The following is a 23,386-nucleotide window of genomic DNA, read 5'->3' on the forward strand; positions in this document are numbered from 1 at the left end:
GCTAATAATTCCTTAAATTACATCATTAAAGAGTTATTAGCTAACAGATTCGATTTCAACTTAAATTATATTGTAGCTTGCCACGTATCTTTTAATAAGTCACTAAAAGAGTGAATAGTAGGACCCTCTCCTCGATTCTTTAAATAAATTAAAGAAGTCTCAATTTCTTGAGTACAATAATGTAATGGAACGAGGGTACCATTGACTAGCTCTTCTTTTATGACATTCTCTCCTAACAAAGCAACACCTGTTTGATTAAGCACAGCACGTCTAATTGTTTCATCACTACCACCAAATTCTATTGTTGTTGTTGGGCTATAGTTCATCTCAGAAAAACATTGTTGAATGACAGTATCAAAACTACAACTTCCATGGTAAGAGAGAAAAGGATAATCCCTTAAAATCTCTTCTTTAGTATGTTGTTTAAAGATTTCTGCTGATACTACAAGTACTGCTTTCTCTTTTCCAAGAACATATTGCTCAATATCTAGATTATTACACTCACAAGCAATGATTCCTATATCAGCTTCGTTATTAAGTAATTTTTTTATAACCTCTAAACTGTTTGCTGGAAGTAACTTTAATTTGACTTGAGGGTGCAGCTTTATATAAGCATTTACTAAAATTGATAAATAGTGACTACAGTAATATTCTGATGCAGCAATAGATAAAGTTCCAGATGGACCATTTAACTCTTCTAGGTCTCGTTCTAGTTCATCAACGACACGAAACAACTTATCCGTATGGATTTGCAGTCTTTTACCTGCTGGCGTTAAAAACGTTTTTTTACCAATACGGGTAAATAGTGAATGCCCCAATTCTCCTTCTAGGACTTTAATTTGTAACGTGATAGTTGGTTGTGTATACCCTAAAATCTTAGCTGCTTTCGTCATATTTAAATGCTCAGCAACAACTTGAAAGGTTTTTAAGTTTCTAAGTTCCATGCTTGTTCCTTTCGCATAGGAAAATAACAAGTCCATTGAAAGATATAATGTATGCCTAAAAAATTTTTATAGTTACCATTAAATTATTCAATTTTCTTGTTATTTTAACCTATGATAAATTTGATAAGGGCGTAAGTTAACTGGTATTTATATTAGCAAAAGATATACATGAAAGCAAAGGGATTAGAATTTTATTTTTGATATAACAATCTTTAACTATATTGAACTAATTGGATTCTTATGGTTATGGGTGAAAGGAGGGTGTTTAGATGCCGCAGACAAAAACGGTTAGTCAAAAATTAAAACAGTTTTTTGGACTATTCATTCCCATCTTTGTGACTCAAACCTCTCTTTTTGCTATGCAATTCTTTAATACAACAATGGCAGGTCATGTAAGTTCACAAGATTTAGCAGGAGTTGCGATTGGAGCAAGTATATGGACCGCGATTAGTACAGGTTTAGCAGGAATTCTATTGGCAGTGACACCTACTGTCTCACAATATGTAGGAGCACGAAAGCGCAGTAATGTAGCTCCTTTTATCGTACAATCAGTTTACTTAGCAATTACACTAGGACTCATTATTATTGGATTAGGATCCATTAGTATACCTTTCATTTTAGGTTCAATGAATCTAGAAGCAGAAGTATATGATGTGGCTTATAAATTTTTGGTGATGATTTCCATAGGCGTTATTCCCTTGTTTATTTATACGGTTTTAAGATGTTTTATGGATGCTTTAGGGCAGACGAAGATAACAATGATGATTACCCTGTGCTCTATCCCCATTAATTTATTTTTAAATTATTGCCTTATGTTTGGTAATCTAGGGTTCCCAAAGTTAGGAGGGTATGGTGCAGCTATTTCATCATCTTTAACTTATTGGTGTATGTTAGCTATTTCTATTTTGGTTATTTCTAAAATTCCTCGATTTGCGGTATATAAAGTGTTTAAAAAGTTCTTGCCATTCCATTTTAGAACATGGAAACAGATCTTAAAAATAGGTATACCTATTGGTTTTTCTATTTTTTTCGAATCAAGTGTTTTCTCAGCAGTCACTATTCTAATGAGTCAATTTGATACGAATACAATTGCTGCTCATCAGATCGCAAATAATTTTCAAGCTTTACTTTATATGACTCCTTACAGTATTGCATTAGCTTTAACTATTTCGGTGGGATTTGAAACTGGAGCAAAGCGCTTTAAAGAAGCACGCACGTATAGCTTTATAGGGATAGGAGCTGCCCTTATCTTTGCGGTTCTTTATATTACAGTTATAGTCATTTGGAATCACTCTATCGTCAGCATTTATACATCTGACATGAATATCAAAAAAGTGGCTGAAGGTTTTCTACTCTTTGCAGCTTTATTTCAGTTGTCTGATGCTATTGCGACCCCTGTTCAAGGGGCTTTAAGGGGATATAAAGACGTTAATATTTCCTTTATAAGTACGTTGTTAGCTTATTGGGGTATTGGTCTACCATTAGGATATATATTAGCTAATTATACATCTACAGGAGCTTCTGGTTATTGGATCGGATTAATCTCTGGCTTAGCTTGTGCAGCTATTTTTCTATTGTGGCGCTTATTTTATTTACAACGATTGCATTTCGATACTATTAAGGGGAAAAATTTATATTTGAAAGAGCAACGATAATTTTTAATCTTAAAAGGGCTCGCGAATATTTTATCAATGTTCGCGAGCCTTTTTATTAAGCTTCTTTTTAAAAATACATGACTAAATTTTTCTTATGGATACCATAGAATATCTTAATTTTTCCCATCTTTTAAGCTGTGATAAATTTAAAAAGAGCTCAATAGACAATGTTTTAAACAAATAAAAGGTTAAAGGAGGAATCGAATTGTTCCCATTTAGAATTTTAAATCAAGAACAAATTCAAGGCCTATTAGATATGAGAACAACAATAGGTCTCGTAGAAAAAGCATATAAACTAAAGGCGGAAGAAGATGCTTCTTTATTTCCAATGGTGTTTCATGAATTTGAGCCAGGAAAAGCAGATATGGATATTAAATCCGGTGAATTAACAGGAGCTAATATTTTTGGATTGAAATTAGTTTCTTGGTTTGGAGATAATCCTTCTAAAAGTTTACCTGCAGTTGTAGGAACTGTTTTAGTACTTGATAGCCGAACGGGGGCACCACTTGGAATTATGAGTGGAGAATACATCACGATGATGCGTACCGGAGCTGCGGGAAGCATTGGCGCAAAATATTTAGCAAGAAAAGATTCTGAACATCTTTTATTGGTTGGATCAGGACATTTAGGACCTTACCAAATTATCGCTACATTAATGAATATGGAAAATATTAAAAAAGTAACGGTTTATAATGCTCTTTCCTTTGAACATGCAAATGATTTTTGTGCATCAATTAAAGATAAATTGTTATCTCTAATTGCTCCATACAAATCCGTAGATCAAGAGTTTTATAACCAGATGCTGAATCGAATCGATATTACGTTTGAAGCGACAAAAGATATTCAACAAGCTACAGAGCAAGCTGACATCATTATCACAGCTACTCCATCTCGAGCACCAATGATAAAGAAAGAGTGGGTAAAACCAGGAACACATATTTCTTGTGTAGGAGCAGATATGGAAGGAAAACAAGAAATTGATGAGAACTTATTTGCAGATACACGAGTCTTTGTTGACGATGTAGATCAAGCCATTAGTGTAGGGGAGACAGAAATTCCTTATAAAAAAGGCATCATTACTGAAGATCAAATTAAAGCTGAAATAGGAAGCGTTATTTTAAATAAAGAAAATGGACGAGTATCTAATGAAGATATAACGATTTTTGATAGTACGGGAATTTCCTTACAAGATTTAATAACAGCAAACTACTTACTAGAGAAAGCTGCTGAAAAAGAGGTAGGGCTTTTAACAACACTTTAAAATTAAAAAGGAGATTTTATTATGAATATTAAAACATTTGCAGTAGAACAGTGGATGAACTTATATGAAATGGAAGCTGTATACAATATTGCAGAGACATGTGTAGAGTCAATGACAGTTAATGAACTCATTTCACTTGACGGTACAGATCCAGAAAAATTTCTAATTGAATTAGGGAAAAACCAATTAACATATGGACACATTGAAGGATCTCCAGATTTCAGAAGATTAGTGGCAGGATTATATGATTCCATTGATGCTGAAAATGTATTAGTTACTAATGGAGGAATTGGTGCAAACTTTTTAGTGCTCTATTCATTAATTCAACCAGGCGATCATGTGGTTGCTGTTCATCCAACATATCAACAGTTATACGAAGTACCTGCTTCATTTGGTGCTAATGTAGATTTATTACCTTTAAGAGAAGAAAATAACTATTTACCTGATTTAAATGAGTTAAAATTGTTAGTCAATGAAAAGACAAAACTGATTATCTTTAATAATCCGAATAATCCTTCTGGTGCTATTATCGAACAAGAAATGCTCGAAGAGATTATAGAAGTTGCGCGTTCTTGCGACGCATATATTCTTTGTGACGAAGTATATCGTCGACTACTACAAGAAGATGGCTTGAATGTACCATCCATTGTAGATCTTTATGAAAAAGGAATCAGCACCTCTAGTATGTCTAAAGTACTTTCATTAGCTGGTCTGCGTCTGGGGTGGATTGCAGCTCCAAAGGAAGTCATCACCGATTGTTTTCATCATCGTGACTACACAACAATTAGTTGCGGCATGTTAGACGATATTTTAGCTGTTCAAGCATTAAAGAATTATGACAAGATCTTAGATCGCAATCGTAAATTAATTAAGGAGAACTTATCTATTTTAGATGCGTGGGTAGAGAAGGAGCCGTTAATTTCATATGTTAAACCACGTGCAGGAACGACTGCGATGCTTAAATATGATTTGCCTGTCTCTTCGGAAGAGTTTTGCATAGGTCTTTTTAAAGCAAACGGTGCCTTTTTAACACCTGGATCTTGTTTTGATATTGAAAGCCATGTTCGAATTGGATATGCATGCAAAACGGAAACATTACAAAAAGGTCTTGAAAAAGTATCTGAATACCTACAAACATTTAAATAATATATAATGAAGTAGCTTTTAATTTGCATCTAAAGATCACCTTATTATTTGATAGGGTGATCTTTAATTTACGCATGCTAGGTAGGTGTGTTTTTGCTATACTTATTCTTTTATTAACTAAAAGTTAAGGATGAACAAAGAGATGGATTCTTAAGAAAAAAGCTTAGTACATAAAGTTGTTGATTTTTCTACGTAAAGCATTTTGTCTTACTTACTGGTTTTTGAAAGCCTTAAGAGTAGTACATAACCAGTTTAGTTTAATAAAGGTAAAAACTCGCTTTATCTCTAAGACAGTTTTTACTAGGGAGAAGGGAACTATATTATATGAAAATGACAAAATTGATTGCAAATACTTTATTGCTGGTAGTATCCGTGCTTTGGGGATCTGGCTTTGTAGCAACAAAAGTTGCTTTGGATGCCAATGTATCTGCAGGGTTTATTAACTTTTTTCGAGGACTAATCTTTGCTTTTTTTATATTTCTTCTTTTTTATAAGAAGATATGCAAAATGAATTTAAAAGAATTTAAAGCAGGATTAATTGTAGGATTACTTAATTTTGGAGGTTATATTACACAGACTGTAGGTGTTAAGTACACCACTCCTTCAAATAGTGCCTTTATTACAGCAGCATATGTAGTTATAGTTCCAATTATAGCCTGGGGGATTTATCGAAAGAAAATAGAGATAAAAAGTTGGATTTCTATTGCTTTTTGTTTACTGGGCATGGCTATACTTACAGGGGTAATAAACAAGGAATTAACGATAAATGTAGGTGACATTTACTCTCTTGTTTGTGCATTATTTTGTGCCGGTTGTATTGTGTATTTAAGTTACGGAGTCAAGGCTGTGGATGTAAGTATCATATCCTTTATGATGGCAATGGTACAAGCAATTGGTGGATTAATATTTTGTCTACTAATTGAGAGGGAGCAATTTGTTTATATTGATTGGTCTGTAGCAATTGTTCCTTTGTTATATATGGGAATAATGTGTTCATTTGCTGCTCAAACTATTCAAGTTTTAGCTCAAAAGCACACTTCTGCAACCTCTGCTGCATTAATCCTAATGCTTGAGGCGCTATTTGGAAGCGTCTTCTCGATCGCTTTTGGCTTTGAAACATTTACATTCAAATTACTTTTAGGTGGAATCCTTGTTATGTTTTCTTTAGTCATAATGGAAATCAAATTACAACCATTATTGACAAAGGCCCTTAGTAATTTTAAAGGATAATTAAATAGATAACTTTATCCTCAAATTTAAACTAAGCCATGATAATGCTGGGACAATTACTACATAAGATACGAAAATTTTTTGTGGAGATCTAATCTGCTGAAATTTGTATCAAGTGATCAGTTATAGATAAACTCAGATAATTGGAAGGTACTTATTAGCTTGGGCCAAATTCAAAATATACATATCTACTTTTAAACTAATATAGTACTCGATTTTACAGTGAATGACTCATAATCCAGCTTTAAAAGAGTTTATTTCATCACAGAGCAAATTTCAGTATAAATATCTAGGGAAAAACCGAAATTCATCTTCCTTTTACCCAACCTTATTAAGTGACAAGTGTGTAGAAGCTATGATATGTTAGCATCTCTACATATTATCTAAAAATAAGAAGATGAGGTGTTTGAATATGAATAAAGCTGAATTAGTAGATGCGGTTGCAACAAAATCTGAACTAACGAAACAGGATTCAAAAAAGGCTGTAGATACGTTATTTGAAACGATTTCTAATACGCTTGCCAAAGAAGAAAAAATTCAATTAGTTGGATTTGGTACATTTGAAATACGTGAACGCGCAGAGCGTACAGGTCGTAACCCTCAAACAGGTGAACAAATGACAATTCCGGCATCTTTTAATTCTTTTCCTGCTTTTAAACCAGGAAAAGAATTAAAAGATGCCGTTAAATAAATATGACTTATAATCAAGCCCCTTCTAGAGATAGACTTCTAAAGGGGCTATTTTTCATGGTAAAAAACTTCTCAATACCTACATCTAAATATTACTTAAACGAGGTTTCTATTTTTTTGTAAGAAGGCACTTAGCAGTTATGAAGATTGACTATTCTCTAACCTAGTGGGATTTTTCCCCTTAACCTGTTTTAACGTCGCTACTATAAGAAAGCTAACAATTACTAATAAAAGCCATGAACTTACCTTTCCTAGATGAACGAGACTCCATGCATCGGCTTGGTATGGATATTCCCAAGCTCCAAAGAACGTTGCGATATTTTCGGCTAGCCATATAAAAAATCCGATGAGCAAAAAAGAAAGTGCAAGTGGCATACGGTAGCGAGTTCCATTAACTTCGTATGTGACCCACGATTGCCAAAAGACGATAACTACGAGTCCAGATAACCACCACCGAACGTCAATCCAATAGTGGTGGATGAAAAAATTTAAATAAATCGCAGCTGCAAGAGGTACAACTATCAAAAACGGTGGCCACTTAACCAGCTCAACCTTAAACCTTCTCCATGCCTGGCAAAGATAACTCGCCACACTCGCATACATAAATCCACTATACAAAGGCACTCCGGAAATTTCAAAATATCCATTATCTGGATAAGACCAAGAGCCCATATGTACCTTGAAAAGTTCAAGGGCAAGTCCAATAAGGTGGAATACTGTGATAACTTTTAGTTCATCCCGTGTTTCAAGTCCAGAACGCACCATCCACCACTGCATCAGAAGGCAGATAAGGAGTAGCCAGTCATACCTTGATAGGAAGGGAAGTGGCATGGCTTGCGTAAAAGCCAAAGAGGCAAAAATAACGACAGGAAACAAACATGATAGGGCCTGCTCCCAACCAAAACGAACCAGTTGTTTTAGTGCTCTCATAACTTGTGCCTCCAAAGGTTCTTTCTAGATATATGTAAGGGCTGCTTGGTATAGTAACTAAATAATTTTAGAGCTATGTACATAGGTTCACCAACGAATAATGTTATTTTCCTTTCCATATTAAATAGTTCTACTTTATTAATTTTAGGTTTCTTCATCACTCCGATATTCTAAAATATCCCCGGGTTGGCATTCTAAAGCTTTGCAAATTGCTTCTAAAGTTGAAAACCGAATTGCCTTTGCCTTTCCATTTTTCAATATAGAAAGATTGGACATTGTTATTCCAATCCTCTCCGAAAGTTCTGTAACACTCATTTTCCTTTTAGCCAGCATCACATCAATATTAATGATAATTGCCATGTTAATCACCTCAGACTGTTAAGTCATTTTCTGATTTTATATCAATCGCTTCTTTCAGCAATTTTTGAAGGACAGCAGCAAAGACGGCGATCACCATAGAGGCGAAAATAATGATCAATCCAATTGGTATGAAACTTGGAGGGTCAACTTTTTTCGCCATGAGGTAGTAGAGTGGCATACCTAGCAGGTACAAGGCACTAATCGTGATGGAACAATATTTTATATTCTTTAAAGCCTTTACGGATAATTCAGAAAACGCTTGGTTCTTATCAATATAGCTTAAAAGTTTAAAAGCTTGATACAGAGCACAGTAAAAAGGTATTGCTGCCGTGTACATATCGATTAAAACGAGAGATTTTATATAAGCAATATCTGGATATAATTCTTCAGAAAAATTCCCAATCTTAGGCACCAAGAAGATGCACAAAGCAAGAACCGGAATTCCAATAAGAATAACAGCTATCTTTAAAAAAAGTGTTGTTCCTTGTTTCATAAAAAGCACCTCACTTATTTATTGTCTGTTCGAATTTAACATAAAATTTATTGTTTAACAATAAATTATTGTTGTTTTTTATTATATTATTATTGATAAGGAATATAAAAAGCATTTCTCATGACAAAGAAATGCTCTATAAATGTAAATATTCATTTTATAATCTCATCAACTAACCTGCACCGATAATTGATAAAGTTACGCCAAAAAAACATAATAGATGAGGATCGACGATGTATGGAATATAGTAACAATAACGAAATAAATACTGATTAATAAATGTAGTGATTATTTCTTAGATACATGTAGCTGCTTCAGCAAACTTGCTAGTTCACTCAAAAAATAAAAGAGAAACGATACTCCAGGAGGGAGGATTAGATGGTCATAGAATATGTGCTCTTTTTTATATTGGTAATTAGACTAGTTCTATTATACGTACAATTTATTTCTATAAAATATTTTTTGCACTAGAACCATTAACCCAAATTCACTTTATAGTCTATAATCCCTATCCCTAAGGGATTATTTACATAAAAGTTGGCTTCCAATAAAATAAATGCTAGTTATATTTAGAGGAATATGTTAAAAAAACTTCATAGGCCTAGTACATATTATGTAACTAGGGCATTCATGTAAACCTATTGTTAAATGCCTAATTTTTTAATGAAGGAGTGAGATTGTTGAAAAAGAGAATCTGTATTATTGGTAGTGGGGTAGCCGGACTGAACTTAGCTTATTCTTTAAGGAATGATTTTGATATTACGGTCATCGAACGTCAATCACCAGCTCAGATTAGAAGAGGTAGAATCATGTCCACCCAGGTACATTTTGGTCCAACCCGGACTCGTGAAACACGCTTTAATATGCCAGCATGGGGAGAACAATCCCTTATTGAGAGTATTCATATTACAATTGGAAATCAGAAACTATTTGTAGGAAATTTGCAAAAACCTGCATTATCTGTTGATCAACGTTTATATTACTCGCGTTCTATTAAAGATCTTGTAGAACAAGGAGTTTTTTTCCGTTTCGAAAAGGTAGATAAAGAGAATGTGGAAGTAATAATAGATGAATTTGATCTAGTTATTGATTGTACAGGGAAAAATGGACCTCTTTTGCCGTTTTCGATTGAAGAGGATCTTTCTCCTTTTAAAATTCCTCAGCGAAAATGTATCGTTGGTTATTTTACAGGTATAAAAGCAAACACTCCTCTGGGAGTGAGCGTAACGGTTCTTCCAGAGTTAGGTGAAATGTTTGAAATACCTGCAGTAACAGAGCATGGACCTGCTACTATACTGTTCATTATGGCAATACCAAATAGTGATTTAGACGTATTTAAAGGAATAAAAAGTGCAGAAGAGTTTACGCTTAAAATGAGAAACACAGTTCAACAGTTTTTCCATGAAATTTATAACCGAATTGATGGAAAAAATTTCGCTTTACGTGATAAAAATAGCTTTCTTCAAACTGCGTTAACACCTGTTGTCCGAAAGCCATATCTCATGTTTAAAAATAAGCTGGTAGTCGGCTGTGGTGATAGTGTATTTCTAAACGATCCTATTACGGGCCAAGGTTGTAATCTCTCTTCTTACTGTGCTGAACAATTGTATGAAACCCTTATCGAATACAAAGATTCTAAGTGGGATGTAGAAACAGGAGAGTCTTATTGGAATCGAACGAAACAGTATGTAAAAGAGGTAACTGAATGGACAAATGCCATGACGAAACCATTACCTGAGCATGTTGTTCAATTGTTACTTCGGGGTGCACAGGACCAAGTAACAGCAAATGAAATTGCTGAATGGTTTGCCAATCCGACAAAAGCGTATGAAGCGTTTACTTCAACAACAACGATACATTAAAAAAGTCAATGGCCTCGATGAACGGGGGCATACCATGTTAAAACTAACGGAATAGATACTGATTATTGATCGAAGTAGCTACCTTTTGACTACTATGTAGCTACTTCAGCAAGCTTGCTTATCTACTAGTAAAAATAAAAAAGAACCCATTAAAATTAGTAGTTCTTTTTTGATATCATGGATTTTAAAAAAGATTAAATATCTTTTAACTTTTTAGCTGGATTTCCTGCCATAATAACATTACTTGGAACATCCTTTATTACCACTGAACCAGCAGCAATAATTGAATTATCACCAATTGTAACACCTGGTAAAATGGTGCAACTTCCACCAATCCATACATCATTACCGATCTTGATAGGTATTGCATAGCCACTTTTATTTCTATCTTTAGGTTCTATAGAATGACTAGCTGTATAAATACCAACATTTGGACCAATCATGCAATTGTCTCCAATAATCACTTCAGTCATGTCTAAAATTGTACAATTATATCCCGCATAGATATTGTCACCAACATGAATGTTATAACCTAAATCACAATGGAAATTATGTTCGAGGCTAGGGTGATCTCCGACACTTCCAAAAAGTGTCCTAATAATCTCTTCTTTTCTTTCAAATTCTTCAACATCTGTATTATTAAATTCTTGAGTTAATCTATGGGCACGAATATTATCTCTTTTTAGTTCCTCTGTTCCCCTTTTATAATGAATTTTCAATTTATCTTTCATAAAAGAAGGTACCTCACTTTGTCTTCATTATTTATTATGGCATACAAAATAACACGCCTATTATCTAGAAGCATAAGAAAGAGACTCTCTCTTCCTCAGATTCTCTGTAATTAAAGATGCTACTATTTAAAGTGCAGTTACTAATAAATTTCTATATATTTACATATTTACATATTATCCTGTATTCAGTTTCTTTCTTCCTACACGTACTAATTATTAAAAAATAGGAGGGGTAACTGAAAATAATACAACCGCATTCTGGTCAAAAGTGTTCTCCCATTTGTGCCTTAAGTTGGTTGGTATTTTTACACTGTCTCCTTTATCTAAGACATATTCTTCTTCGTTTAAATATAATTTAATCTTTCCCTCCAAAATTAAAGCAATTTCCTCCCCTTCATGAGCTAAAAGCTTTTCAGAAGAAGTCGTATTGGGAGAAACGTTCATAATAACGGTTGCAAGGTTGCCTTTAAAATCTGGAGATAGCAATTCATAAGATAAGTTATCAACAATCATTTTCTTTCTCTGATCTTTTCTCACTACTAAGTTAGAGGTATTCGTTTCCTCCAAAAAAAACATAAACGTTGGTATATCAAGTTTTTTAGCTAGTATTTTAAGCGTTTGAATAGAAGGATTTGCAAATCCTCGTTCAATCTGACTTAACATAGAAGGAGTAATTTCAGCAAGGTTAGCTAACTCCTTGCTGCTTAACTTTTTAGCCTTTCTATATTTTGCAATTTTCTTTCCGATATCTATATTTTCCATTAAATTAACCACCTAATTAAACTTTATTTAATTAATTAAATATAACTTAACAAATTGAAAATGATATGCTAAAGTAAAAATTAAATTGTATTTAATTTATTTAATTATAATTCATATAAAAACGTATAACAAGCATCTTAGGAGGACAATATAAATGGAAAATTATGATGTAGAAACTTTAAAAGTGAATTATCCATTGCTAAACCATCTTATTTCTTTAGAAGAATTATTTTGGATAAACCCTAATCTTGAAGAGTTTGATTCGGGAATTACAAAGAGCCCAGTAACATTAGAGGATGTAAGAGATGCAGAAGAAAGGTTAAAGCGCTTTGCTCCCTATATTGCTTCTGTTTTTCCTGAAACTAAGGAATCAAATGGGATTATCGAATCCCCTTTAATAAGAATCCCAAATATGAAAAAACAACTAGAACAGGATTACAAGCAAACAATACAAGGTCAACTTCTTCTGAAATGTGATAGTCACCTTCCGATATCAGGTTCAATTAAAGCAAGAGGAGGTATTTATGAGGTTCTAAAATATGCAGAAAAATTAGCATTTGAGCATGGTTTGTTAAGCCTCGATGACGATTACGCAATATTAGACAGTCATATCTTTCGACAATTTTTCTCTAAATATTCAATTGTTGTAGGATCCACTGGGAACTTAGGACTTAGTATAGGTATTATGAGTGCAAAATTGGGCTTTCAGGTGACTGTTCATATGTCTGCAGATGCAAAACAGTGGAAAAAAGATTTACTTAGAAGTAAAAATGTTAACGTTATTGAGTATGAGGCCGATTACAGTAAAGCTGTAGAAGAAGGAAGAAAACAAGCAGCTGCTGACCCTACATACCATTTTGTAGATGATGAAAATTCACACGATTTATTTTTGGGATATTCGGTGGCGGCTTCTCGGCTGAGTAAACAACTGATGGAATTAAATATCACTGTAGATGAGGACCATCCTTTATTTGTTTACTTACCCTGTGGTGTAGGTGGGGGTCCTGGAGGAGTGGCCTTTGGTCTAAAATTAATGTTCCAAGATCATGTTCATTGTTTCTTTGCAGAGCCTACTCATTCTCCTTGTATGGTACTAGGCTTAATGACTGGCCTCCACGATCAAATTTCTGTACAAGAGATTGGAATTGATAATAAAACAGATGCAGATGGCCTAGCAGTAGGTAAAGCCTCTCGTTTTGTTGGCAAAGTCATAGAACCTTTTTTAAGTGGAAGTTACACGGTTAGTGATGAGCATTTATACAAGTTATTAAAACAACTTGTTGACACTGAGAATGCTCAATTGGAACCTTCAGCACTTGCAGGAATGATAGGACCTGTTAAATTGCATCAGCAAGGAATGGATTATTTAAACAATCACAACCTTACTGAAAAAATAAATAAAGGTACGCACATTGTATGGGGCACAGGTGGAAGTATGGTTCCTGATAACATAAAAAAAGACTATTATGATAAAGGAATAAAAGCTTCTCGTAGTTAAGAGGGTGTATCATTAGAGAAAGAACATATTCATCAGAACTTCTAGGATTTTAATTCGTTATAAAGAGATATATTGAAATGTAAAGTAAAAAGAAGCCTTAGTTCTTTATACAACAAGGCTTCTTTTTCATGAGTTTCTTCTATATTATATTGTTTTTATTAAGATACAGATTTAAGTTTCTCTGTTAAACGTAAAAAAGCTTCTTTATCTTTATTCTTTAAGGAATGATCAACTTTCTCTAGAATTTTATTTCTTTTGAAGTCATTCATAACTTGATTTAAAAACAATTCAGCCAACATTTCATCACGTAAATTTGGATCAACTCGATCCATTCCGTTAAGTACATTATTTTCCATAAAGCGTCAACCCCTTTATCTTTTCTCTTTTGCAAACAGTATTCCCTTTTGCACTTTTTTTATGCAAGGTTGATAGATGAAGTGAGATATAGAATAATATGCATAATTAAGCTTCTATTTTCTTTAGAATATTTTTCATATGTCTTCAATTAGATAAAAAAAGATATTACTACATAATTAATAACTAATTGATCACAGAGAGATGATAGTGACTAATCATTTACTTTATTTATTAGAGAAAAGAAAAAAACTAAATTTTGAAGAACGATGCTTTATTAATTAAACATCATTGAGGACAAATGACAATTCCTACTTTAAATCCTATATCAATTTATGTTCCCCTTCCCTTTTAATTAATTGTTCCATTCACTTTATTCCAACATAAATTTTATAATCATTTAGTATTAATATGTTTTTAATAAAGTTTATTAATTTAAAAATATAAAGTTAATTTATTTTATACAAAGAAGTAAATAGATAAACTTACTTGTAAAAATAATAGTTAAATTAATAATGTTTATAAAAAAATTTACCATTTACTTAATCTATGTAGATTATTATAAATCAAAAATAATCTTTACTTTAAAGCGTTAAAACGTTACCATGTTATTAGATAATCTTTCTTTTATTGCTATTCCTTTGCCCAAAAAACACAAACCATATATAGTGGTTTGTGTTTTTTGTTCTTACAGATAGCATCAAATCTACTTAATTACATATTTAGATTTGATTTTTATGTTAATAAAGAACCACTTTAGATGAATCTAGTAAAAATTTATTGTATTTGAAACATCATAGTAAAATAATAAAAAGAGAAGAAAGGAAAAATAAAAAGTGATTAATAACATATCTTTGTGAGATTAATCCTTTTGAAAGGGATGGGCACGTTTGAATCTTAAACAATTACAATATTTTCGATTATTAGCTAAAACGGAACATTTTACAAGGACAGCTTCGCAGCTATTTATTACACAGCCCAGTCTTAGCCAAGCTATTTCAGAACTTGAAAAAGAGTTGGGTGTTAAGCTTTTTGAAAGAAAAGGGCGTAATGTAAAGTTAACCAAATTTGGACAATCGTTTTTACCGTATGTTGAGAAAGGACTAACTGAAATTGAAAAGGGGGAGAAAAACCTTCAAAAATTGATAAGTACAACCTCTGGTGTAATCGACCTTGCCTTTATTTATTCACTGGGAACCAATTTTGTACCGTCATTGATTCAGCAGTTTGTAAACGAAAACTCTAATGCGGAAATTGCTTTTTCCTGTTATCAGGGGACAACACAAATGGTCATTAAAGGTCTCAAGGAAGAAAATTATGATATTGCGTTTTGCACTAACATTGAAAACGAACCAGATATTGAATTGCTACCGCTTGCCAAACAAGAGATTGTGTTAATCACTGATAAGAATCATCCACTGACAGAACGCGAATTTGTTGAATTAAAAGATATTGCAGGTTACAAGCTTGTCTGCTTTAATAAAAACAGTGGTCTGCGACCGATTTTAGATAAATTGTTTGCAGGAGCAGGGATTGTCCCTGAAATTTCCTGTGAGGTAGCCGAAGATAATGCATTGATAGGTTTAGTCGAAGCAAATCAAGGTATTGGGATTCTTCCGCTTGTTTCCACATTGAACTATTTTGATATAAAAATCCTTCCTACTAAAGAGCCTATTTATCAGCAGTCTATTTACATGGCAATTAGAAAAAATAGATATTTGCCTCCAATTGTTCAACGGTTTCGAGACTTTATCATAGAAAATAATAATCAGCAAATTTGATTGAAATAGTAATTAAAAGAGAGCTAATTATAACAAAGATAAACTGTTATAATTAGCTCTCTTTGTTTCATTAATAATAAATACACTTTGTTTTGATAAATTATAGGCAAAACCTATAAGTGAATAATAATTACCAATTGGATTATTGATTGCAACGTATAATAAAATGATTTCAAAAGGCAGTAAGTTCATATTTAATTAAGTTTTTTAAATGATTAAATTGTAATCGTTTCCATAGGTATTGGTTATAAAGAAGTTAGATTAATCTAACTTAGGTATTAAAAATAAGGATAATATAAGGGAGTTTTTTATGGCAGATCAATGACGAATTGATGGAAGAACTCAATTAATAGGATTAATTGCAACCCCGATTGGACACTCTTTATCACCGGTGATGCATAATACGTCATTTCGTAAACTAGGTCTTAACTACGTTTATATGGCTTTTGAAGTGGCGAATCAACAAATAGAAGATGTATTGGCAGGATTCCGTGCACTAAACTAAACATGCGTGGTTTTAACGTGTCTATGCCTAACAAAATGAAAATCTTACCTTACTTAGATGAGGTCACACCAGCTGCAAGATTTGTTGGTGCGGTAAACACCGTCGTGAATGAAAATGGGAAATTAATTGGCTATAACACAGATGGTATAGGGTATGTACGTGGATTAAAGGAAAGTGGTGTAGACATTCAAGGAAAGAAAATGACACTTATAGGCGCGGGAGGTGCTGGCTCCGCTGTAGCGATTCAATGTGCTATTGACGGTGCATCTGAAATTCACATTTTCAACCGGGAGGATGAATCATATCTACGGGCTTTAAAAAATGCGGACATTATTAACAATGAAATCGATGGTAATTGTAAGGCAACGGTTCATCATATCGAAGATACAGAACTTCTTAAATCATTTATTGGAAGCAGTGATATTTTAACAAATGCAACCGGGGTTGGGATGAATCATCTTGAAGGACAGAGTATAATCCCAGACTCATCATAGCTTCGTCCAGAGTTAATCGTTTCAGACGTTGTGTATAATCCCCGAAAAACGAAATTGCTTGAAATAGCTGAATCTGTTGGCTGTAAAGCAATCAATGGATTGGGCATGATGCTATGGCAGGGAGCTAAAGCATTCGAACTTTGGACATGTCAAGAAATGCCCGTTGATTATGTAAAGGAACAAATGTTTTAAAAAACAGAAAGGAAGTGACTATCTTGGAAAAGCCAAAGAAAAAGGGAAATTTAGTGACAGTACTTAGTGCTGAAGAGGCTATAAAGTATATTCCAAATGAAGCAATAGTTGCTATCTGCGGAGCTGGTGGGGGTCTATTAGAGCCTACTAAGCTTATAGAAGCATTGTCAAAAAGATATGAAGAAACACATTTGCCAAAAGATTTAACGTTTATCCATACAACAGGATTAGGCGACCGGGCGGACAGAGGAATGTCACCACTTGCCAAAAAAGGACTAGTACGAAAAATAGTTGGAGGACATTGGGGACAATCCCCAAGACTCTGTGAAATGGCTGAAAATAATGAAATCGAAGCATATAATTTCCCGCAAGGTGTACTTTGTCAATTATTTAGAGCTGCCGCAGCTGGACAGCCTGGAATATTAACCCATGTTGGCTTAGGTTCATTTATTGACCCACGGCAAAAGGGTGGAAAACTAAATGATTGTACCAAAGAAGATCTTATTAAATTAATGGAAATTAATGGTGAAGAGTGGCTGTTCTATCCAGCGATTCGACCTGATGTTGCCATTATCCGCGGAACAACTGCAGATCGTGAAGGATATATCAGTATGGAAGATGAAATTGCGTATCTGGATACTTTAGCGATGGCCCAGGCTGTTCATAACAATGGAGGGCTTGTCATTGCACAAGTAAAAAGAGTAGTAAAGTCAAATACTCTTCATCCAAAATCAATAAAAATTCCAGGCTACAACGTCGATATTGTCGTTGTTGATGAAGAACAATCACAGCTGTACACGGGTGGAGTTAATCGTTTTATGTCGGGAGATTATATCGCGGAAACAAGTGAAGTTACCCGGCTTCCGCTTAATCATCGAAAAATGATCGCTCGGCGTGCATTGTTTGAAGTTAAACCAGGAAATGTGGGAAACGTTGGTGTTGGAATTGCCGATGGAATTGGAAGTGTAGCTCGTGAAGAAGGTGTTGATGAACAATTTACCTTAACGGTGGAAACTGGACCAATCGGCGGTGTCACCGCACAAGGCATTTTCTTTGGAGCAAGTATCAATACCCATGCATTGTTAGACATGCCTTCACAGTTTGACTTTTATGATGGCGGTGGTCTTGACGTCTGCTTCTTAAGCTTTGCAGAACTGGACCAAGCAGGAAATGTCAATGTGCATAAATTTAATGGGAAAATCATGGGCACAGGCGGGTTTATAGATATTTGTCAAAATACAAAAAAGATTGTTTTTTGTGGAACACTGACAGCCGGCGGCCTTAAAACGAAGATTGAAAAAGGTAAGCTGCAAATTGAACAAGAAGGCCGATTTAAGAAACTCCTTCCTCAACTTGAAGAGCTTACTTTTAATGGAAGGGATGCATTAAAAAGGGGGCAGGAAGTTCTCTATATCACGGAAAGAGCCGTTTTCCGCTTAACAATAGACGGACTGGAATTATGTGAAGTAGCACCTGGAATTGATATAGAAACTCAAATCATTGAGAAAATGTCATTTAGACCTCAAATTTCTGCTGATTTAAAAGAAATGCATAGCAGATTATTTTTTGCGGATGATATGGGAATTAAAAATGATTGGGAGCAAATGGAAGTATAAGAGATTTGTTCATACTATATTAAATGATTGCTAGGAGGAAGATTATGAGTAAGAAAGTTCCTTTTGAAGTAGGAGATACGGTTTCTTATACCAAGACAATTAGTGAATCAGATGTTTATTTGTTTGCTGGGATTACCGGCGATTTTAGTCAAATGCATATGAATGAAGAATTTATGAAAACAACGCCATATAAAACGCGGATTGTACATGGGGTATTAACTTTTGCACTTGGAAGTACGGCATCAACATTAATTCAAACCCAGGCGAGAGCAGAAATGCCAAGTGTGTCCTATGGCTACGATCGTTTACGTTTTACAAGACCAGTATATTTTGGCGATACAGTTACAGCTGTTTATACGATTACTGAAGTTGATCAAGAATCATTGAAGTCATATGCCAAGGTTGAAATTTACAATCAAAATAAAGAATTGTGCGTGGTGGCCCAGCATATATTAAAGTTTTTTGAAAATTAAGCAATGCAAAGGAGTGAGATAAATGAAAATCTGTGTACTTGGCGCAGGTGCTTTAGGAAGTTCCATTGGTGGCACTCTGGCGGAGGCAGGGCAAGACGTTTATTTAATAAATCAACGGGCCGATCATGTGAATGCAATCAATACAAAGGGGCTGATTCTTAGGGATGGAACGAATGATAGGGCTGTTAGGGTAAATGCCCAAACAAACTGTGAGGGAATTGGAGTAGCAGATCTTGTAATAGTATTGGTGAAGTCTTTTCATACAAGAAATGCGATTGAAAATGCTTCATCCATTATTGGGGAAGATACATTGGTCATGTCATTGCAAAATGGTCTTGGAAATGAGGAAACCATTGCCGAGGTTATTGGCAACGAGCGTGTTATCGGTGGAAAAACTTATGTTGGCGGCGTATTACTTGGACCAGGACATGTGATTGCCGGAACAAAGGGAAAGATTACTTTTATTGGTGAGATGAATGGCGAAAAAACAAAAAGGATTCAGAGAGTCGCAGATATATTGACAAAATGCGGGTTATTAACAGAGGTTAGTGGTAATATCACAGGAATGATTTGGGACAAACTTTTAATTAATGTGGCAACGGGGGCTTTATGTGGTATTACGAAATTACCATATGGAGATTTATACCAACTTCCTGAAATTAGGAATTGTGCTTTTGAAGCTATTTTAGAGGGTATAAATGTTGCTAAAGCAAACGGCGTTATTTTATCAACAGAGGATCCCGAAGATATTTGGTTGAAAGCAGCAGCAGGATTACCATATGAATTTAAAACATCCATGCTGCAAAGTCTTGAAAAAGGCCAAAAAACAGAAATCGATTATATCAATGGAGCAATTGTCCGATGGGGAGAGAAAAGTAATGTCGCAACACCAGTTAATAAAGCGTTGGTTGCGAACGTAAAAGGAATTGAGACTTGGATGGAAAAATACATAAATTCATGATAAGGAAGGATGACTGAAATTTGGCCTATCAGAAAAAAGCATATCTTGAACATTCAGCTATTCGTGTAAAGGATATTGATTGGCACATTCGTTTTTTTAAAGAGGCATTAAATATGCCGATTCGCAAAATAGATGGGGGAAAAGATAACCCTAGACAAGTATGGACTATTGGTGGAGTTCAACTGATCGCAGACCCTAACTTCTCAGGTGTCGAAGGAAGACTGGCGCATTTAGGAATCATGGTGGAAGATTTAGAGGCTGCTATGGAAGAAGTTTATAAATGGAATGTTACCGAATTACCTAAAGGACATAATTGGGTGGTGCTTCCGGATGGTTTAAGTCTGGAACTGATTCAGGCAAAAGAAGGTTCCGTTGAAGAAGCATTAACTGTATATCCATGGATTGAAGACTAACTATTTTAAATAGCATTGGAGTGATTATGATGGGAAAAGTACTGATGTTGCATGGGATAAACCATAATATGTTTGGAAAAAGAAATCCTAAAATCTATGGAACTATTACTCTTGATGAAATTAATGAGAGTATGTTTCAACTAGCTAAAGAGTTGAGACTTGAATTAGAGGTTTTTCAAACAAATTCAGAAGGTGAAATGATTAATCGAATTCATCAAGGGTATTTTGATAAAGTGGATGTAGTAATCATTAATGCTGGTGCATGGACCCACTATAGTTATGGATTAAGAGACGCTTTGGACATTCTTGAAGTCCCGTTTATTGAGATTCATATGTCTAATATTCATGCCCGAGATAAATTTAGACATCATTCTGTATTTGCGGAAATTGCCCAGGGACAAATTTGCGGTTTTGGCTTTGACAGCTATCTTTTAGCGTTAAGAGCTGCAAAAACCTTAATGGATGAAAAAAATAGAAAAGGAGAACTTAGTACTTCTATTTAGAAGTAAACAAAAAATGGAAATGTCTAATCTCAAATAGTATGAAGAAGTTAATCGTCTATCTGGTTCTGGTATAAAAAATTCAATTTACTTTCAAGCACTTTGAATTTTTCACATCAGAGCCATATTTATTTTTATACTTTCTAAATCCATGCTGCTATATCATCTATTACAAGTGAATGATAAAGTATCTTGTTAAAAGTAAAGGTTAAACCTTTACTTTTTTTATGGGCAAATATGGAGATTTTCTATTGTGTATATTATAATACAACCTTTTATGCTAACTGGAGTAAATATATAAAGTACATTGATTTTGTATTTTTAATTAAATTTATCTTATTAAAAACATATTAATATCAAGTAATTATACAATTACTGTTTAATTACCTTTAATATATGAATTTATTAAAAGAAAGATAGAAGATAAGATAGTATTTAACAAGAAATAAAAGCATCTATTTGTCGTCACTTAGTATAAATAGTAAAACTTTAATAATATATAAAGTACTTTATCATTTACCTATTAAATTATAGAAATTATGGGTAAGTTATATTTTTTTATGAGTAGAATCAATTACAATATTTATTTTTAAATTTTTTATGTATAAGAACATTTTATAAAAGAACAACATCTTTGGTTTTATTTAACTAATAACAAAAAAAGAAAAAAGCAATCAAATAATTATAGTCTAATTTGATTGCTTTTTTTGCATTAATTTACTTGTTGTTAAGTAGCGTTTCACCGCCACTGAAATGATTGATGCTTATCTCTTCGATCATTACTTGTACAACTTTTATAGGTCTTCTTTTGAATCCTTTTTACTTTTTTTACCGGCGAAGTTTGTCCCAATTACACCAATGATAATCATAATTCCGCCAATTAAGTGATAAAAATGAAACGCCTCGTTTAAGAATAAAACACCGGCAATAATGATAATTAGCGTAGCAACGTTACTGAAAACACTCATTTGAGCTGCTGCTATTTTAGACAAAGCATAGTTTGAAAGGTATGAGGTCCCAAGTGATGACAATATCCCTAGATATAAAATAGCTAATAAAAATTTTATGTTTGAAAATGGTTGAAAAAACTCTCCTGTTGTTCCTTCAATCACATGGTTTCCAATTGCTATAACATTAAACGCTATAAATCCAAACAATGTCATGATATACGTTATGGTTAATAAGGAATAGCGTTGTGTAAGCTTTCTTGCTAGAACATTATACAAAGCATTTGTGATGGCAGATATGATAATAAATGCACTACCGACTAAATTCGCTGTTTCAGCCCCTGATCTACTCATCATCATCAAGTAAATAACTCCAATTACTGATAAAGAATCTAGAACATTTATATCTCATGTATTAAACAGTGTCCCCTCTATTGCTTTGATATACCGATCTGCTGATTTCTGAACAGCTTGTTCTGCATTTTCCATTACTACTCGATTAAATGCATTATAAATACGGTTAAACGATAAATCTTTAACTTTATCTGCCATCTCTCTTACTTTGCTTGCTGGAAGTGGAATGAAATTTGGGTAACTGTACATAAAGCTTACCCACTGACGGTCGGCAGCTACTTGCATAATATCACCAGTAAATAAAATTCCTTTATTATTGTCTCCATTTTTCCAATGTAAGACAGCTCCTCCTTTAAAATGACCGCCCAGTCGGTATAGAATTATACAATTTGTTAATTCAAGGGATTCGCCTGACCAAAATTTAATTTTATCACTTTGTCGCACTATCCACTCCTTATCATCCTCATGGATGTAGATAGGGGAATTAAATGTCTCTGCCCATTCAACTTGTGTAGAGTAATAATGTGGATGAGAAAGAGCAATTGCTTGGATTCCACCCAAATTATTAATTTTCTCGATAGTTTTCTCATCTAAATATGTAATACAGTCCCATAACATATTAAAGCCTTGATTTTGGATGAGAAAAGCTGTTTGACCAATTGCAAATTCAGGACTTGTTGTAATACTATATAAATTTTCCTCTTCCTGAAGAATTTCATTTTTAAAAGAGTTACCTTGTTGCATAGCTTCTAATGTTGTCCATGATTGTCCTAAAGGATTTACGTATTGTCTCTCCTCATTACAAATCAGACAATCTACTGGAGCTTCTTGTCTTTGAGGATATTGGACACCGCATGTAGTACAAATATAATTTGGCATATGTTTACACTCCCTTTCTTTATTTTTAATTCAAATGACACCATAAATAATCACTAATTTTTATAAAGTAGACTTTTTTATAACTGCCTTAACAAAAATGTGCGTTTTTGTTAGGGTGATTAATGATATGCTTTTAACTTAGTAAACTTGCATAGTAGCTATAACAACAATAATATTTGTAACAATATTCGGTAGAGGAGAGAATTAATATGAAGGTTGGCTACATGCGTGTGTATACATCTTTAGTTAACATAATGGATTTTTCCGGTATACATCACAAAAAAGAACCCCTATGGGAGTAGGGGTTCTAAAAGAGTCACTTTTATAGAATATGCAGCTCTTATACATATGCTTG

General features: G+C 33.8%; 22 protein-coding genes and 1 pseudogene. 14 read left to right on the plus strand and 9 right to left on the minus strand.

The window, feature by feature from the left end:
• Positions 1–65: 65 nt before the first annotated feature.
• Entirely contained in the window at positions 66–944 is an 879-nt protein-coding gene (locus tag LAV82_RS30005) for a LysR family transcriptional regulator (protein WP_499717532.1), read from the minus strand.
• 269 nt (positions 945–1,213) lie between these two features.
• Here LAV82_RS30005 and LAV82_RS30010 point away from each other — a divergent pair, with 269 nt between their 5' ends.
• The 5 genes from LAV82_RS30010 to hbs all read left to right on the plus strand — a co-directional run bounded on the left by LAV82_RS30010 (position 1,214) and on the right by hbs (position 6,927).
• Entirely contained in the window at positions 1,214–2,599 is a 1,386-nt protein-coding gene (locus tag LAV82_RS30010; protein ID WP_499717533.1) for an MATE family efflux transporter, read from the plus strand.
• A 205-nt stretch (positions 2,600–2,804) separates the two neighbouring features.
• Positions 2,805–3,860 carry an ornithine cyclodeaminase family protein gene (locus LAV82_RS30015; protein ID WP_499717534.1) on the plus strand — a complete coding sequence of 352 codons (1,056 nt, stop codon included), beginning with the start codon at positions 2,805–2,807 and terminating at the stop codon, positions 3,858–3,860.
• Positions 3,861–3,881: 21 nt separating this feature from the next.
• Positions 3,882–5,006, plus strand: coding sequence for an aminotransferase (locus LAV82_RS30020; protein ID WP_499717535.1), 1,125 nt, complete (start codon positions 3,882–3,884; stop codon positions 5,004–5,006).
• A 324-nt stretch (positions 5,007–5,330) separates the two neighbouring features.
• Positions 5,331–6,236, plus strand: coding sequence for a DMT family transporter (locus LAV82_RS30025; protein WP_211079483.1), 906 nt, complete (start codon positions 5,331–5,333; stop codon positions 6,234–6,236).
• A 412-nt stretch (positions 6,237–6,648) separates the two neighbouring features.
• Positions 6,649–6,927: a non-specific DNA-binding protein Hbs gene (gene hbs, locus LAV82_RS30030; protein WP_499717536.1), complete on the plus strand. Its 279-nt coding sequence runs from the start codon at positions 6,649–6,651 to the stop codon at positions 6,925–6,927.
• A 137-nt stretch (positions 6,928–7,064) separates the two neighbouring features.
• Here the strand turns inward: hbs and LAV82_RS30035 are convergent, their stop codons facing one another.
• The 3 genes from LAV82_RS30035 to LAV82_RS30045 all read right to left on the minus strand — a co-directional run bounded on the left by LAV82_RS30035 (position 7,065) and on the right by LAV82_RS30045 (position 8,709).
• Positions 7,065–7,856 carry a DUF817 domain-containing protein gene (locus LAV82_RS30035; RefSeq protein WP_211079485.1) on the minus strand — a complete coding sequence of 264 codons (792 nt, stop codon included), beginning with the start codon at positions 7,854–7,856 and terminating at the stop codon, positions 7,065–7,067.
• 144 nt (positions 7,857–8,000) lie between these two features.
• A complete protein-coding gene (locus LAV82_RS30040; RefSeq protein ID WP_211079486.1) occupies positions 8,001–8,216 on the minus strand; it encodes a helix-turn-helix domain-containing protein in 216 nt (71 codons plus the stop codon).
• 10 nt (positions 8,217–8,226) lie between these two features.
• Positions 8,227–8,709, minus strand: a complete 483-nt coding sequence (locus tag LAV82_RS30045; protein WP_499717537.1) for a DUF2975 domain-containing protein — start codon at positions 8,707–8,709, stop codon at positions 8,227–8,229.
• Positions 8,710–9,380: 671 nt separating this feature from the next.
• On the opposite strand from LAV82_RS30045, the gene LAV82_RS30050 reads away from it, so the two are divergent.
• Positions 9,381–10,571 (plus strand): styrene monooxygenase/indole monooxygenase family protein, encoded by a 1,191-nt coding sequence (locus tag LAV82_RS30050; RefSeq protein ID WP_307872059.1) that lies wholly within the window; start codon positions 9,381–9,383, stop codon positions 10,569–10,571.
• A gap of 194 nt (positions 10,572–10,765) precedes the next feature.
• Here the strand turns inward: LAV82_RS30050 and LAV82_RS30055 are convergent, their stop codons facing one another.
• A complete protein-coding gene (locus LAV82_RS30055) occupies positions 10,766–11,302 on the minus strand; it encodes a sugar O-acetyltransferase (RefSeq protein ID WP_499717538.1) in 537 nt (178 codons plus the stop codon).
• 216 nt (positions 11,303–11,518) lie between these two features.
• Positions 11,519–12,064 carry a cupin domain-containing protein gene (locus tag LAV82_RS30060; protein WP_025751517.1) on the minus strand — a complete coding sequence of 182 codons (546 nt, stop codon included), beginning with the start codon at positions 12,062–12,064 and terminating at the stop codon, positions 11,519–11,521.
• Positions 12,065–12,218: 154 nt separating this feature from the next.
• Here LAV82_RS30060 and dsdA point away from each other — a divergent pair, with 154 nt between their 5' ends.
• Complete coding sequence (dsdA, locus tag LAV82_RS30065; protein ID WP_211079491.1) at positions 12,219–13,562, plus strand: D-serine ammonia-lyase; 1,344 nt, start codon at positions 12,219–12,221, stop codon at positions 13,560–13,562.
• 158 nt (positions 13,563–13,720) lie between these two features.
• Here dsdA and LAV82_RS30070 read toward each other — a convergent pair whose 3' ends face one another.
• A complete protein-coding gene (locus LAV82_RS30070) occupies positions 13,721–13,918 on the minus strand; it encodes an IDEAL domain-containing protein (RefSeq protein WP_211079492.1) in 198 nt (65 codons plus the stop codon).
• Between the two features lie 888 nt (positions 13,919–14,806).
• Between LAV82_RS30070 and LAV82_RS30075 the strand changes: the two genes are divergently transcribed.
• The 7 genes and pseudogenes from LAV82_RS30075 (at position 14,807) to aroQ (ending at position 20,854) form a co-directional block, all read left to right on the plus strand.
• Complete coding sequence (locus LAV82_RS30075) at positions 14,807–15,697, plus strand: LysR family transcriptional regulator (protein ID WP_211080213.1); 891 nt, start codon at positions 14,807–14,809, stop codon at positions 15,695–15,697.
• A gap of 328 nt (positions 15,698–16,025) precedes the next feature.
• Positions 16,026–16,888 (plus strand): annotated as a pseudogene (locus LAV82_RS30080) (shikimate dehydrogenase).
• A gap of 53 nt (positions 16,889–16,941) precedes the next feature.
• Entirely contained in the window at positions 16,942–18,504 is a 1,563-nt protein-coding gene (locus LAV82_RS30085; RefSeq protein ID WP_499717539.1) for an acyl CoA:acetate/3-ketoacid CoA transferase, read from the plus strand.
• A gap of 44 nt (positions 18,505–18,548) precedes the next feature.
• Positions 18,549–18,977 carry a MaoC family dehydratase gene (locus LAV82_RS30090; protein WP_499717540.1) on the plus strand — a complete coding sequence of 143 codons (429 nt, stop codon included), beginning with the start codon at positions 18,549–18,551 and terminating at the stop codon, positions 18,975–18,977.
• A gap of 22 nt (positions 18,978–18,999) precedes the next feature.
• Positions 19,000–19,938: a ketopantoate reductase family protein gene (locus LAV82_RS30095; RefSeq protein ID WP_211080210.1), complete on the plus strand. Its 939-nt coding sequence runs from the start codon at positions 19,000–19,002 to the stop codon at positions 19,936–19,938.
• Between the two features lie 20 nt (positions 19,939–19,958).
• Positions 19,959–20,351, plus strand: a complete 393-nt coding sequence (locus LAV82_RS30100; protein ID WP_499717541.1) for a VOC family protein — start codon at positions 19,959–19,961, stop codon at positions 20,349–20,351.
• Positions 20,352–20,380: 29 nt separating this feature from the next.
• Positions 20,381–20,854, plus strand: coding sequence for a type II 3-dehydroquinate dehydratase (gene aroQ, locus LAV82_RS30105; protein ID WP_499717542.1), 474 nt, complete (start codon positions 20,381–20,383; stop codon positions 20,852–20,854).
• 791 nt (positions 20,855–21,645) lie between these two features.
• Here aroQ and LAV82_RS30110 read toward each other — a convergent pair.
• Both LAV82_RS30110 and LAV82_RS30115 read right to left on the minus strand, forming a co-directional pair.
• Complete coding sequence (locus tag LAV82_RS30110; RefSeq protein ID WP_211080256.1) at positions 21,646–22,158, minus strand: EamA family transporter; 513 nt, start codon at positions 22,156–22,158, stop codon at positions 21,646–21,648.
• Positions 22,159–22,206: 48 nt separating this feature from the next.
• Positions 22,207–23,031, minus strand: coding sequence for an MBL fold metallo-hydrolase (locus LAV82_RS30115; protein ID WP_211080257.1), 825 nt, complete (start codon positions 23,029–23,031; stop codon positions 22,207–22,209).
• Positions 23,032–23,386 lie beyond the last annotated feature (355 nt).

Origin of the sequence: Bacillus sp. ILBB4 (genome assembly GCF_035064545.1) — a bacterium.
GTDB lineage: Bacteria > Bacillota > Bacilli > Bacillales > Bacillaceae_H > Priestia.

Coding starts and splice junctions, on each gene's coding strand:
- LAV82_RS30115 (WP_211080257.1), bottom strand. CDS start 23,031: ATGCCAAATTATATTTGTACTACATGCGGTGTCCAATATCCTCAAAGA.
- LAV82_RS30040 (WP_211079486.1), bottom strand. CDS start 8,216: ATGGCAATTATCATTAATATTGATGTGATGCTGGCTAAAAGGAAAATG.
- LAV82_RS30010 (WP_499717533.1), top strand. CDS start 1,214: ATGCCGCAGACAAAAACGGTTAGTCAAAAATTAAAACAGTTTTTTGGA.
- LAV82_RS30020 (WP_499717535.1), top strand. CDS start 3,882: ATGAATATTAAAACATTTGCAGTAGAACAGTGGATGAACTTATATGAA.
- aroQ (WP_499717542.1), top strand. CDS start 20,381: ATGGGAAAAGTACTGATGTTGCATGGGATAAACCATAATATGTTTGGA.
- LAV82_RS30110 (WP_211080256.1), bottom strand. CDS start 22,158: ATGATGATGAGTAGATCAGGGGCTGAAACAGCGAATTTAGTCGGTAGT.
- LAV82_RS30045 (WP_499717537.1), bottom strand. CDS start 8,709: ATGAAACAAGGAACAACACTTTTTTTAAAGATAGCTGTTATTCTTATT.
- LAV82_RS30055 (WP_499717538.1), bottom strand. CDS start 11,302: ATGAAAGATAAATTGAAAATTCATTATAAAAGGGGAACAGAGGAACTA.
- LAV82_RS30070 (WP_211079492.1), bottom strand. CDS start 13,918: ATGGAAAATAATGTACTTAACGGAATGGATCGAGTTGATCCAAATTTA.
- LAV82_RS30025 (WP_211079483.1), top strand. CDS start 5,331: ATGAAAATGACAAAATTGATTGCAAATACTTTATTGCTGGTAGTATCC.
- LAV82_RS30090 (WP_499717540.1), top strand. CDS start 18,549: ATGAGTAAGAAAGTTCCTTTTGAAGTAGGAGATACGGTTTCTTATACC.
- hbs (WP_499717536.1), top strand. CDS start 6,649: ATGAATAAAGCTGAATTAGTAGATGCGGTTGCAACAAAATCTGAACTA.
- LAV82_RS30005 (WP_499717532.1), bottom strand. CDS start 944: ATGGAACTTAGAAACTTAAAAACCTTTCAAGTTGTTGCTGAGCATTTA.
- LAV82_RS30035 (WP_211079485.1), bottom strand. CDS start 7,856: ATGAGAGCACTAAAACAACTGGTTCGTTTTGGTTGGGAGCAGGCCCTA.
- LAV82_RS30095 (WP_211080210.1), top strand. CDS start 19,000: ATGAAAATCTGTGTACTTGGCGCAGGTGCTTTAGGAAGTTCCATTGGT.
- dsdA (WP_211079491.1), top strand. CDS start 12,219: ATGGAAAATTATGATGTAGAAACTTTAAAAGTGAATTATCCATTGCTA.
- LAV82_RS30060 (WP_025751517.1), bottom strand. CDS start 12,064: ATGGAAAATATAGATATCGGAAAGAAAATTGCAAAATATAGAAAGGCT.